The 13,205-nt window shown below is 65.1% G+C and carries 9 protein-coding genes and 2 pseudogenes; 6 read left to right on the forward strand and 5 right to left on the reverse strand.

Annotated features, from left to right (window positions below; genetic code table 11):
- Positions 1 to 66 precede the first annotated feature (66 nt).
- The 4 genes from OMK73_RS21355 to OMK73_RS21370 all read left to right on the forward strand — a co-directional run bounded on the left by OMK73_RS21355 (position 67) and on the right by OMK73_RS21370 (position 6,268).
- Positions 67 to 1,518 carry a bifunctional 2-methylcitrate dehydratase/aconitate hydratase gene (locus OMK73_RS21355; protein ID WP_267603833.1) on the forward strand — a complete coding sequence of 484 codons (1,452 nt, stop codon included), beginning with the start codon at positions 67 to 69 and terminating at the stop codon, positions 1,516 to 1,518.
- Between the two features lie 292 nt (positions 1,519 to 1,810).
- Complete coding sequence (acnA, locus tag OMK73_RS21360; RefSeq protein WP_267603834.1) at positions 1,811 to 4,516, forward strand: aconitate hydratase AcnA; 2,706 nt, start codon at positions 1,811 to 1,813, stop codon at positions 4,514 to 4,516.
- 272 nt (positions 4,517 to 4,788) lie between these two features.
- Positions 4,789 to 4,935, forward strand: coding sequence for a hypothetical protein (locus OMK73_RS21365; protein WP_267603835.1), 147 nt, complete (start codon positions 4,789 to 4,791; stop codon positions 4,933 to 4,935).
- A 130-nt stretch (positions 4,936 to 5,065) separates the two neighbouring features.
- The gene (locus OMK73_RS21370) at positions 5,066 to 6,268 is read left to right on the forward strand and encodes a DUF2863 family protein (RefSeq protein WP_267603836.1); all 1,203 of its coding nucleotides are present in this window, start codon (positions 5,066 to 5,068) and stop codon (positions 6,266 to 6,268) included.
- Positions 6,269 to 6,341: 73 nt separating this feature from the next.
- Here the strand turns inward: OMK73_RS21370 and trmB are convergent, their stop codons facing one another.
- Positions 6,342 to 7,016 carry a tRNA (guanine(46)-N(7))-methyltransferase TrmB gene (trmB, locus tag OMK73_RS21375; protein WP_267603837.1) on the reverse strand — a complete coding sequence of 225 codons (675 nt, stop codon included), beginning with the start codon at positions 7,014 to 7,016 and terminating at the stop codon, positions 6,342 to 6,344.
- A 257-nt stretch (positions 7,017 to 7,273) separates the two neighbouring features.
- On the opposite strand from trmB, the gene OMK73_RS21380 reads away from it, so the two are divergent.
- The gene (locus OMK73_RS21380) at positions 7,274 to 8,908 is read left to right on the forward strand and encodes an ABC transporter substrate-binding protein (protein WP_267603838.1); all 1,635 of its coding nucleotides are present in this window, start codon (positions 7,274 to 7,276) and stop codon (positions 8,906 to 8,908) included.
- Positions 8,909 to 8,972: 64 nt separating this feature from the next.
- Here the strand turns inward: OMK73_RS21380 and OMK73_RS21385 are convergent, their stop codons facing one another.
- Both OMK73_RS21385 and OMK73_RS21390 read right to left on the reverse strand, forming a co-directional pair.
- Entirely contained in the window at positions 8,973 to 9,869 is an 897-nt protein-coding gene (locus OMK73_RS21385; RefSeq protein ID WP_267603839.1) for a spermidine synthase, read from the reverse strand.
- A gap of 74 nt (positions 9,870 to 9,943) precedes the next feature.
- Positions 9,944 to 10,699, reverse strand: coding sequence for a tetratricopeptide repeat protein (locus OMK73_RS21390; protein WP_267603840.1), 756 nt, complete (start codon positions 10,697 to 10,699; stop codon positions 9,944 to 9,946).
- Between the two features lie 234 nt (positions 10,700 to 10,933).
- Between OMK73_RS21390 and OMK73_RS21395 the strand changes: the two genes are divergently transcribed.
- Positions 10,934 to 11,629 (forward strand): mobilization protein, encoded by a 696-nt coding sequence (locus tag OMK73_RS21395; protein ID WP_267603841.1) that lies wholly within the window; start codon positions 10,934 to 10,936, stop codon positions 11,627 to 11,629.
- 93 nt (positions 11,630 to 11,722) lie between these two features.
- On the opposite strand, the pseudogene OMK73_RS21400 reads toward OMK73_RS21395, so the two are convergent.
- Positions 11,723 to 12,858, reverse strand: a pseudogene (locus tag OMK73_RS21400) (PLP-dependent cysteine synthase family protein).
- Between the two features lie 53 nt (positions 12,859 to 12,911).
- Positions 12,912 to 13,022, reverse strand: a pseudogene (locus OMK73_RS21405) (GNAT family N-acetyltransferase); the annotation flags it as partial.
- Positions 13,023 to 13,205 lie beyond the last annotated feature (183 nt).

The raw sequence follows: 13,205 nt of genomic DNA on the forward strand, positions 1-13,205 counted from the left end.
GTGGCCAGACATCGTCTGCCCACGGCCCCATGGGCACCAGGAAGCACAAATATCCGAGGGAATCCCATGTCCGCGCATATTTCGAACGTCCGCCCCGAACCGGACACGGTACTGGTCGACATCGTCGACTACGTCTCCAGGTACCAGGTCAAGAGCGCGCTTGCCTACGACACGGCCCGCAACTGCCTGATCGACACGCTCGGCTGCGGCCTCGAAGCCCTGTCATACCCGGCCTGCACCAAGCTGCTGGGCCCGATCGTGCCCGGCACGGTGGTCCCCAACGGTGCCAAGGTGCCCGGCACCCAATTCCAGCTCGACCCGATCCAGGCCGCCTTCAATATCGGCGCCATGATCCGCTGGCTCGATTTCAACGACACCTGGCTGGCCGCCGAATGGGGCCACCCGTCCGACAACCTAGGCGGCATCCTCGCCACCGCCGACTGGCTCTCGCGCAATAACGTGGCCGCCGGGCGCAAGCCGCTGACCATGAAGGACGTGCTCACGGGCATGATCAAGGCCCATGAGATCCAGGGCTGCATCGCACTGGAAAACTCCTTCAACAAGGTCGGCCTGGACCACGTGGTGCTGGTCAAGGTGGCCTCCACCGCCGTGGTTGCGCAGATGCTTGGCCTGGCCAGGGACGAAATCCTCAACGCGGTGTCCCTCGCCTGGGTCGACGGGCAATCGCTGCGCACCTACCGGCACGCCCCCAACACCGGCAGCCGCAAGAGCTGGGCTGCCGGCGACGCCACCAGCCGCGCGGTACGCCTGGCGCTGATCGCCAGGACCGGCGAGATGGGCTATCCGTCGGTGCTGAGCGCCAAGGGCTGGGGCTTCTACGACGTGCTGTTCAAGGGCCAGCCCTTCCGGTTCCAGCGCCCGTATGGCACCTACGTGATGGAGAACGTGCTGTTCAAGATCGCCTTCCCGGCCGAATTCCACTCGCAGACCGCGGTGGAAGCCGCCATGACCCTGCACGGCCAACTGGCCGCCTCGGGCAAGGCGGCAGCGGATATCAGGCAGGTCACCATTCGTACCCACGAGGCCTGCATCCGCATCATCGACAAGAAAGGCCCGCTGGCCAACCCCGCCGACCGCGACCATTGCATCCAGTACATGGTGGCGGTGCCGCTGCTGTTCGGTCGGCTGACCGCCGAGGACTATGAAGACAAGGTCGCGGCGGACCCGCGCATCGACGCCCTGCGCGACAAGATCGTGTGCGTGGAAGACCCACAGTTCACCGCCGACTACCACGACCCGGAAAAGCGCTCGATCGCCAATGCGCTGACCGTGGAACTGAACGACGGCACGGTGCTGCCCGAAGTCGTGGTGGAATATCCGCTCGGCCACAAGCGCCGGCGCGATGAGGGCATCCCGCTGCTGGTGGAGAAGTTCAAGACCAACCTGGCCCGCCGTTTCCCGGCCAAGCAGCAGCAAGCGATCCTGGCCGTGTCGCTGGACCAGGCCCGCCTGGAGGCCATGCCGGTCAATGAGTATGTCGACCTCTACGTAATCTGAGTGATTTGAGTCATCTGAGAAAAAACAGGGGCAATTCGCGCGCAGCAAGGCCATCGGGGGCTGACGGGGTCTGCCGGCTTGGCCTAAAATCCACGCGGCACGTACCTTGGTTTAGGGATTCAGCAGCAAAGCAGTCCTGCAAGATCAATGAGCAAGAAAAGCAGTAGCCATGAACACGGCGCGCAACCCGCGCCGCGCGCCGCGCGGCAGTCCTGCTTCACCGGCAGCCGGCGGCGATAGACGATTTACGAGTCCAAGCAAGTCCGCACCATCCTTCGATTGGAGTAAGGCAATGCCCCACAATCTCAATAAGACTCTGAAAGAATTCAAGATCGGCCCGTCCGGCAAGGGCCAGTTCTACTCCCTGCCGCAACTGGGCAAGGCACTAGGCGTGGCTGTCGAACGCCTGCCGGTATCGATCCGCGTCGTGCTGGAATCCGTGCTGCGCAACTGCGACGGCAAGAAGGTCACCGAGGAGCACGTCAGGCAGCTCGCCCACTGGAAGCCCGTCGCCGACCGTGTCGACGAGATCCCGTTCGTGGTCGCGCGCGTGGTGCTGCAGGATTTCACCGGCGTGCCCTTGCTGGCCGACCTGGCCGCCATGCGTAACGTGGCCGAGAAAATGGGCCAGAACCCGAAGAAGATCGAGCCGCTGGTTCCCGTGGACCTGGTGGTCGACCACTCGGTGCAGATCGACCACTTCCGCGAGAAGAACGCGCTGGACCTGAACATGAAACTGGAATTCCAGCGCAACAATGAGCGCTACCAGTTCATGAAGTGGGGCATGCAAGCCTTCGATACCTTTGGCGTGGTGCAGCCGGGTTTCGGCATCGTGCACCAGGTGAACCTGGAGTACCTGGCCCGCGGCGTGCACAAGAAGGACGGCGTGTACTACCCTGACACCCTGGTCGGCACCGACAGCCACACCACCATGATCAACGGCATCGGCGTGGTGGGCTGGGGCGTGGGCGGCATCGAGGCGGAAGCCGGCATGCTGGGCCAGCCGGTCTATTTCCTGACGCCCGACGTGGTTGGCGTGGAACTGAAGGGCCGCCTGCGCGAAGGCGTGACGGCGACCGACCTGGTGCTCACCATCACCGAAATGCTGCGCCGCGAGAAGGTCGTCGGCAAGTTCGTCGAGTTCTTCGGCGAAGGCACGGCCAGCCTGGCATTGCCGGACCGCGCCACCATCGGCAACATGGCACCGGAATACGGCGCCACCATGGGCTTCTTCCCGGTCGACGAGAAAACCATCGATTACTTCAAGGGCACCGGCCGCACCGAAGAAGAAATCGCCGCCTTCGAAGGCTACTTCCGCGCCCAGAAGATGTTCGGCGTGCCCAAGGCCGGCGAGATCGACTACACCAATGTGGTGACCCTCGACCTTGGCTCCGTGGCGCCGTCGCTCGCCGGCCCCAAGCGCCCGCAGGACCGCATCGAGATCGGCAACGTCAAGTCCACCTTTGCCTCGCTGTTCGCCAAGCCGACCGCCGAGAACGGCTTCAACAAGGACATCGCGGAACTCGACAAGACCTACACCACGACCGACGGCTTGAACGTGAAGAGCGGCGACGTGCTGATCGCCGCCATCACGTCCTGCACCAACACCTCCAACCCGAGCGTGCTGCTGGCAGCCGGCCTGCTGGCCAAGAAGGCGGTGGAAGCCGGCCTCACGGTGGCGCCGCACATCAAGACGTCGCTCGCCCCTGGCAGCCGCGTGGTGACGGAATACCTGCAAGCCGCCGGCCTGCTGCCGTACCTGGAAAAGCTGGGCTTTGGCGTGACCGCCTACGGCTGCACCACCTGCATCGGCAACGCCGGCGACCTGACGCCGGAACTGAACGAGGCGATCACCAAGAACGACCTGGTGGCCGCCGCCGTGCTGTCGGGCAACCGCAACTTCGAAGCGCGCATCCACCCGAACATCCGCGCCAACTTCCTGGCCTCGCCGCCGCTGGTGGTGGCCTACGCCATCGCCGGCAACGTCACGCGCGACCTGATGACCGAGCCGGTGGGCACGGGCAAGGGCGGCCGCGAGATCTACCTGGGCGACATCTGGCCGACCTCGGAAGAGATCCACGCGCTGATGAAGTACGCGATGGACTCGAAGGTGTTCAAGACCAACTACGAGCAGGTCAAGAAGCCGAGCAAGCTGTGGTCCCAGGTCAAGGGCACCAAGGGCCAGGTCTACGACTGGCCCAAGTCCACCTATATCGCCGAGCCGCCCTTCTTCGAGGACTTCGGCATGGAGCCGGCCGCCACCCAGTCGAGCGTGCGCAACGCGCGCGCACTGGGCGTATTCGGCGACTCCGTGACCACCGACCACATCTCGCCGGCCGGCTCGATCAAGGAATCGTCGCCCGCGGGCAAGTACCTGCTGGCCAACGGCGTGCTCAAGGCGGACTTCAACAGCTACGGCTCGCGCCGCGGCAACCATGAGGTCATGATGCGCGGCACCTTTGCCAATGTGCGCATCAAGAACCTGATGCTGCCGGTCAAGGCCGACGGCTCGCGCGTGGAAGGCGGCGTCACGCTGCACCAGCCTTCCGGCGAAGAAATGTCGATCTACGACGCCGCCATGAAGTACATCGCTGAAGGCACGCCCACCGTGGTGTTCGGCGGCGAGGAGTACGGCACGGGCTCGTCGCGCGACTGGGCGGCCAAGGGCACCCAGCTGCTCGGCGTGAAAGCCGTCATCACGCGCAGCTTCGAGCGCATCCACCGCTCCAACCTGGTCGGCATGGGCGTGCTGCCCCTGCAGTTCAAGGGCAGCGACAGCGTGCAGACGCTCGGCATCACCGGCGACGAGACCTTCGACATCGAAGGCATCGAAGGCGAGCTGAAGCCGCAGCAGGATGTGACGCTGGTGATCAACCGCGCCAACGGCGACGTGCAGCGCGTGCAGGTGCTGCTGCGCATCGACACCCCGATCGAGGTCGACTACTACAACCACGGCGGCATCCTGCCGTTCGTGCTGCGTCAGTTGCTGGCCGCCTGACCGGCAAGCCCTGGGCCCTTCGGGGCCAAGGGTGACGCCGCTGGCTGTGTGCCTCTATCGGAGGCCATGGCCAGCGGCGTTTTTCTTTGGGGCGCCGTCCGCGCTGGCCCTAAAGCGCTTCAGCCGTCGCTTGTACCGGGCTTACCCCAGGTGTTGGCCAGTGTAAGTTCCACGCAAGCCTGCCCTGCCAAACTGGCCTGCATCCACAAAGAAAACGCCTTGCGCGGGACAGCCATGTCGGCCAGCCCCGCCAGAAACGCACAGGAGACACCATGGCAAAGATTTTCATCGCATTCGTCGTCATTGCCGGCGCGGCACTGTATATGCTGTCCAAGGGCGGCGACATTTCGATGGGCGGCGAGCAGCACGGCGTGGAAACCCACCCGCCGGAGGCTGCGCAAGCGCCCGCGCAGAAGTAAAACCCTGGCGGATCCGCTGCTGCGCGGACCGGCCTGACGCAATGCAATACAGCCGCCCGGCGCCTGGCGGCTTTTTTGTCAACGCAGCGAGTAGAATACCGTTTTACCGAAAAACGGATGATTTCGACTTATGGCAGGTTTTCGCCCCAAGGCTTCCCAACGTCTTTCGCCTGACGCCGAGCGTCTGGTGGCCGATGCGCTTGCGCTCGATGCCTCGGGCAGCCGCATGGAAGATGGCTACTGGGAGCGGCGTCTATCGCAGCGCCTGGGCCGGCTCCTGAAGAACGGCAGCCAGTCCGCGCTCGACGCAGCGCTCGAACACCTGTTCAAGCACAACGCCGACGCCTCCGACGTGCTTGCCGAGCAAGCCGAGACCCTGGCCGAATCGGCTACCGTCGAAATCGACGGCGTCAGCTATGACGCCCTGCTGATCGCCGCGCCCATCCTGGCCCACACTCGCTACGCCATCCCGTCCGGCGCGCTCAAGCCCGAGCTGACGCAGACGCTGGCCGTGCACATGCAGGCGCATGTGCTGGCGGCCAACACCAAGATGGCGCTGTCGCCCTACCTGTACAGCATCGACCAGCTGCCGCGCACGCACAGCGACACCTTTGCCCTGACCTACAAGCTGGTATCGGCCGCCATGGCCGGCACCACGCCCAAGGTCGACCTGCGCGACCTGCCGGAAACCGCGCCGATCCTGGCCGATCCGCGCTACCTGCTGGCCGTGGTGGTGGCGCCGCACGAGCAAGCCCTGTTCCGCTGGCAGGAAGACGCCAAGGAGCACCACGCCGAGCGCAGCGTGTGCCTGGAGCAATGGCGCACGCAGGTGCAGCCCTCGATCGCGCTGCTGATGCCCGGCTGCGAGTTCGACCTGCTGCTGCCGGACGCCTTCTTCCTGTCCTGCCGCGAATCCGACAAGAGCATCCGCCCGCTGACCGTGCGCGCCGCCGTCAACTACCTGTGCGGCACGCTGGACGTGCCCGCCGGCCAGATGGCGGCCGTGGTGGCGGCCTTTGGCGAGGAAGAAGTCGAGGAATACCGCGTGGGCTTCACCATGCGCGGCGAGAAGGATGTGATCTACGGCATCGTGTGGCCGGTGTACGGCCGCGAGTCCGGCGAGATCGACGCCAGCGAGAAGGACAACCCGCTGGAGCAGATCTGCGAAGAACTGCGCAACGCCGGCGTGGAAGACATCTTCCGCCACGCCGCGCTGTTCGACCCCGAGTATTGCGAAGACTGCGGCACGCCGCTTTACGCCGACCGCTCGGGCGAGATCGTGCACGCCGAACTGCCGGAAGACGCACCCACGCAGCAGCCACTGTTCCACTAGGCGTGTTCCACCAAGCGCTGCGTTGCTTCGCCCTGCCTGACCGACGGCCCGCCTTGCGCGGGCCGTTTTTCATTCAGCCGGCGCAAGGCGGGCTGACGCAGCGCCACAGCGCATGGCCGGACGCCGCGTACTTGCGCTCGAACGGCGTGATGGCCTCGGCTGGCTGCCACAGCTCGACCTGTGCCGGCCGGCCAACCAGCGCCAGCGCCTGGGCGAACTCATCGATATAGACCTGCCAGTTGCTGCGGCACTCCAGGTAAGCGCCGCACGCAGCCAGCGCCGGAAACACCGCATGCCCCTGCCAGCGCCGCCCCAGGTGGCCGATCTTGGGCCAGGGGTTGGGATACAGCACGTAATGGCGATCCACGGCGACGCGATCCGCCTGCAGCATCCGCCAGACGTCGACCAGGTCCGCACGCGCCCAGGCGAAATTGGCCGGCATCGGGCCGTCCCACCAATTCTTGCCCCCGGTCAGCCGCTTTTCCGACTGATCCACGCCGATCACAAAGTGCCCGGGGAACGCCGTGGCCAGGCGCAAGGTGCTCTCCCCCACGCCACAGCCGGCATCCAGGATCAACGGGGCCGCCCCGGCCTGCTGCCATTGCTGCAATGCAAGATCCAGCGCGCGCCGGCTCGGCTCGCCGATGGGCTTGCGAAAGGGCTCGGCCAGGTGGCGGGCCACGCGCGCCGCGAGATGGTCGTGGACATCGGCCTGGGCCGAGGTGATGGTGCGGGAGTTGGCGAACATGGGCGGGATTCTACCCGGCTGCCGATCGATGCGGGATCGCCCGGGCTTGCGGTTTTGGCAACAGCCATGGACAAATGCCATCCACTGCGGCGAGCATAAGGATATGACGTCGATGTCGCACGCAGATGTCGTTTTGACGGCACAATGCGTGCAACCGGGGTGGCAAGCGGGCCGGCCAAGCGTGGCCCGCCACCCCATCTGAGAACCCGCCGCCGCCATCCCATCCTGGCGACGGCCCGTACGAGGAACGCATCCCGATGACCGCCACACGCCGCACACGCCACCCCTCCAGCCTCACCACCATGATGCCGCGCCGCGCGCTGCTGCAGGCCGGCGCCGCGCTCGCGCTCGGCAGCGCCGCGCTGATGCTGTTGCCCGCCGGTGCGGCGCAGGCCGAAGACCTGCGCATCGGCCTGTCCGCCGATGTGACCTCGATGGATCCGCAGTGGAACAACGCCGGGCCCAACAATGCCATCGCGCTGCATATCTTCGAGTCGCTGGTGTTCATGGACAAGAACGCCCGCTTCATCCCCGGCCTGGCGCTGTCATGGAAGCCGGTCAACGCCATCACCTGGGAAATCAAGCTGCGTCCCAACGTGAAATGGCATGACGGCACGCCGTTCACCAGCGAAGACGTCAAGACCTCGCTCGAGCGCCCCGACAAGCTCACCAACAGCCCGGGCTCCTTCACCAGCTACACCAAGCCCATCGCGCGCATCGACACGCCCGACCCGCTGACCGTGCGCCTGACCATGAGCGTGCCGAATTACGCCAACCTGGCCAACGACCTGAACAGCGTGCCGATCATGCCGAAGAAAGTAGCGGCCACGCTAAGCCAGGCGGACTTCGATTCGGGCAAGGCGATGATCGGCACCGGCCCGTTCAAGTTCGTGCGCTTCGCGCGCGGGCAGGAAATCGTGATGGCGAAGAACCCCGACTACTGGGGCCCGAAGCCGGAATGGGATCGCGCGATCTTCCGCATCATCACGGACAACGGCGCGCGCAGCGCGGCGCTGCTGTCCGGCGACGTCGACGTGATCGAAAGCGTGCCGTCCGCCGACGTGGCCAAGCTCAAGCAGAACCCCAAGTTCCGCATCGAGCAGCAGGTCTCGTGGCGCACCATCTTCTGGCAGATGGACCAGTCGCGCGACAACCCGCCCTTCGTCACCGACAAAGCCGGCAAGCCGCTGGGCAAGAACCCGTTCAAGGACGTACGCGTGCGCGCCGCCATCAGCAAGGCACTCAACCGCGACGCCATTGTCAGCCGCATCATGGAAGGCTTGGCCGTGCCGGCCTCGTCGATCGTCTCGCCGCAGATCTTCGGCCATCCCGGCACCAAACCCGATGCCTACGACCCCGAAGGCGCCAAGAAGCTGCTGGCCGCGGCGGGCTATCCGGATGGCTTCGGCCTGACGCTGCACGCCACCAACAACCGCTACCTGAACGATGCCGCCGTGGCACAGGCCACCGCCAGCATGCTCACGCGCATCGGTATCCAGACCAAGGTGGAGACGCTGCCGGTAGCGGCGTACTTCACCCGCGCGCGCCAGGGCGACTTCGCATTCGAGATGCTGGGCTGGGGCTCGGCAGCGGCCGACGTGGCGCTGCGCTCGATCACCGGCACGCCGAATCCCAAGACGGGATACGGCACGTGGAACTGGGGCAAATACAGCAATACCCAGCTTGACCAGCTAATCGAGAAATCGCTGACCACGGTGACCAGCGACAAAACGCGCGAGGAGAACGCACGGACCGCAGCCAAGTTCGCGCTGGCCGATCACGCCATCATCCCCTCGCACAGCCAGCTGGCGATGTGGGCGATGCGCAAGGACCTGAAGTACGAAGCCCGCACCGACGAATGGTCGCTGGCGCAGTTCTTCCACAAGCAGTAAGAGGCGTCTCGCGATGCGGCGCCGGGCTTTGAACCCGGCGCCCTTCGCTACCTGGCCGCTTGAATCAGATCCGCAAGCCGTCTTCCTGGTTTGCGTTCGCCGCCCGCAATTTCTTCACCCAGTCGCGCGCCGGCAAGCCGGTGGTGTCCTCCACCACCTTGGCGCGCACCTCCAGTACATCCCACGACACATCGATCGCCGGCCCGTTGAAAGCCAGGGCAATGACATTGCCGTCATGCACCTCGGGAAACACCAGCACGCGGTTATCGAATGCCTCGCAGATCCGCACGATGTTCTTGGGAAAGCTGTCGTGGTCGCCGAACAGGTTGATGGTCATCACGCCCGGCGCCTTCAGCACGCGGCGGCAGGCCTTGTAGAAGGCGGTGGTGTCCAGCACTGGTCCGCGTGCGGTGGCGTCATAGAGATCGACCTGCAGGACATCGAGGGCGCCGGTGTGCGCGCCGTCCATCACGTAATCCCAGGCATCCTGCTCACGCACGGTAAGGCGTTCGTCATCCTCGCGCAGGCCGAACATGCTGCGCCCGGCCACGATCACCGAAGGATTCAGCTCCACGGCAGTCACACGCGCGCGGTTGAACTGGCGATGGCAGAACTTGGTCAGCGCGGCCGCGCCCAGGCCCAGCTGCGTCACGTGGAAATCCGGTGCCGACGGCGACAAGAACAGCAGCCACGCCATCATCTGCTGTGCGTACTCCAGTTCGATGGCATCAGGCTTGCGCAGACGCATGGCGCCCTGCACCCATTCGGTGCCGAAATGCAGGTAGCGCACGCCTTCCATTTCAGAAAAGGTCACCGGCGCGAAACGCGGAGTCATGCGCTTTTCCTCGCGCTGCGCGGCTTGCGCGCCTCGTGCGCCGCGTGCGTCCTCTGGGCTGCGCGTGCCGCGCGCAGGACGGCGCGAGGCCACGGCTTCAATCGATTTGCGTTTGAGAAGAGTCATGGTGGTCAGAAAGAATACGTATAGGCGTGCCGCCCGCCTGGGCGGCACGTAAGTCGGTTCGGGTCGATCCGGGATCAGGCTTTGCCGAGCGCGCCCTGGGCACGCTGCAGCCACTCCCGGTTGTGCTCGCGGGCGTGGCGCGGCCAGTGCTTGCCGTCGTGCACGATTTCCGCGTAAAGCGCGTGAGCGCGATCGCGGTCGGCAGGCTCCCCGCGTGTCGTCAGCCAGTCGGCAAACAGGCAGCGCGCGGCGGCATCGCTGGCACAGGTCAGCGCCTGTTCGAATGCGGCCTGCGTGCCGGGCGCATCCGACGCGGCCAGCGCGCGGGCGTACAACAAGGCAGGGTCCGCTTGCTGGCGGGCCTGGGGCTGGGAGGCGAACAGCCGCTCCAGCGCAGCCACGGCAGCGGCATGGCCGCCGGTGGCGAACTGCGCGCGCGCCAGCCCCAGCAGCAGCGCCGGGTCGGTGGCAAACGGCCCGCTGGCAGCGGCTTCATAGTGTTCCAGCGCGGCCTTGGGCTCGCCGGCCTCGAGCAAGGCGGCGCCCAGGCGCATGCGGTGATCGACGGTGGGCGCGCGGTCGAACGCGTCGCGCGCCTCGCGCACCGCGCGGTTGGGGTCGACCAGTTGGCCAATGGCGCGCTTGGCGGCGCGCGCGCCGCGCGTCTGGCGCAGGCCGGGCAGGTAGATGGCAAAGAAATACACCACGCTGCCCAGGCCCGGGAAGGCGAACAGGATCAGCAGCCAGTACATGTTCTGCTGGGTGCGCACCGCGTGCACGGCGAAGAACACCGCGATGATGACGTGAAAACCAATTCCTAGATACGGCATTGTCTATCTATCCTGCAAAGCGTTGGCCGGCGGACTCTCCACCGGCATGCATGGCCGCGATTGTGACAGAAGTGGGCGGCGTGCCTGATGCGGCATGCTACTTGCTACTGTCACAAATGCCTTTTACGGTAAGGTTGTTTTGCGCTTACCTTCCGGGCTGACCTTCCGCGCTTACCTTACCAAAACCCGAGACGCCCCTTCATCCAGGCCCTCCACGACAAAGGATCCGCAGATATGAGCTACATCCACTTCATCGGTGGTGAAAAAGGCGGCGTCGGCAAATCGCTCGTCGCCCGCCTGCTAGCCCAGCATTTTATCGACCGGAGCATGCCGTTCCTGGGTTTCGATACCGACAAGTCGCATGGTGCGCTGCTGCGCTTCTATGCCGACTTTGCCGCGCCCGCCGTGCTGGACAAGCACGATAGCCTGGACCCGATTATCGAGCACGCCGTGGAAGACCCGCAGCGGCGCATCCTGGTCGACCTCGCGGCCCAGACGCAGCACTCACTCGCGAAATGGATGGAAGATGCCGACGTGCTGGCGCTGGCCGAAGAGCATGGCCTGACGCTCACCTGGTGGCACGTCATGGATGCGGGCCGCGATTCCGTCGACCTGCTGCGCCAGTGGCTCGACCAGTTCGGCGGCCGCATCAAGCTGGTGCTGGTCCTCAATGAAGTCCGCGGCGATCGCTTTGAAATCCTGGAGGCCTCGGGCGAACGCGCCCGCGCCGAAGCGCTGGGCGCCAGCGTGATGACGCTGCGCCACCTGCCCGATACGACGATGCAGAAGATCGACCAGCAAAGCACCAGCTTCTGGGCCGCGGTCAATCATCCGGATCGCGCCGCCACCGGGCTCGGCATGCTGGAGCGGCAGCGCGTCAAGGTCTGGCTGAACCGGGCCTATGGCGAGATGGCGGCGCTGGCGTTGTGACGCGGAAGAACTGGCGGCCGGGGCACCATCGCTGCTCCGGTCGCTGTTGCCGAAGATGCGCGCGCCACGGCGCCTGCTCGTGCTGCCCCGGGGCTACGTAGCCCCCTGAATCCCAGCCCCGGCAGCCTCCAGTCCAGCAAGCGCCTGCTGCGTCAGCATCGGCTCGCCATTCACTGCACGGGCGATCAGGGCATCAGGCTGCGCGACCGGGATTCCCTGCGCCTGGTACCACGCGTCGTCGTAGTAGGTGTGGCTGTAGCGTTCGCCGCTATCGCACAGCAGGCTGACGATAGCCCCTCCTCACCCGCCGCCGTCATCCGCTCGGCCAGATACAGCACACCGACGAAATTGGTGCCTGTCGAGCCGCCCACGCGACGCCCGAAGCGCCCGGCCAGATAGCGCATCGCGGCAAAGGACAAGGCATCGGGCACCTTGAGCATCGCATCGATACACGTCGGAATAAAGGAGCGTTCGACACGCGGGCGGCCAATGCCCTCGATCCTCGATCCGACATCCAGGCTCAGGCCGCTGTCCGGCTGGCCCGTCAGCGTGCTTTTGAAATAGTCAAAAAATACGGAGTTCTCCGGGTCGGCGCAAAGAATGCGGGTTCTGTGTCGACTGTAGGCTACATAACGGCCCAAGGTTGCGACGGTGCCACCGGTACCGCCGCTGGCAACGAGCCACGTCGGAACCGGATGTTCCTCGTCAGCCATCTGCTTGAAGATCGACTCGGCGATATTGTTGTTGGCGCGCCAGTCGGTAGCACGCTCCGCATAGGTGAACTGGTCCATGAAATGGCCCCCGGCTTCCACCGCAATACGATGCGATTCCGTATAGATGTCCGATGGATTGCCAACCAGGTGGCAGCGCCCGCCATAGAACTCGATCGCCTCGATTTTCGCCCTTGAAGTGCCCGCCGGAATCACAGCCACAAAGGGCAAGCCGAGCAGCCTGGCAAAGTAGGCTTCGGAGATGGCCGTCGAGCCGCTGGACGCCTCCACTACCGTGCCTCTCTCGTTCAGCCAGCCATTGCAAAGCGCGTAGAGAAACAGCGATCTCGCCAGGCGATGTTTCAGGCTGCCGGTCGGATGACTGGATTCATCCTTGAAATAGAAGCGGATGCGCGGATAGCCCGGCAGGTCCAGCGGGATCAGGTGCGTATCGGCGGAACGGTTGAAGTCGGCTTCGATCTTGCGAATCGCTTCGCGGGTCCAGTCTGAGCGTGGCATGGGAACCCTCACCGAAATGACTGCGAACAGAACAACTGCCTTGGGCGCCCGGACTATCGCTCGAGCTTGCGCTGCAACATCACCTTCACGTCCGGCCACTCGGCGTCGATGATACTAAAATGCACGGAGTTGCGTTTGCGGCCGTCCGGCATGATGCGTTCGTTGCATCGCGCCCATGGTCGACTCTCACATGTAGCGGGACGTACCCGAGTTCGGCCTTTGTCGTGCATGTGGTGTCGCTGATCGACCGAGGCCGTCATGAATGCCTTTGTGATCGGCTTCGCAGATCGATTGATCCATCGCGGCGTGTGAAAAGATGCGAGTAGTTGTTCACGCGCGCACTGATC

Source organism: Cupriavidus sp. D39, assembly GCF_026627925.1.
Lineage (GTDB): Bacteria > Pseudomonadota > Gammaproteobacteria > Burkholderiales > Burkholderiaceae > Cupriavidus > Cupriavidus ulmosensis.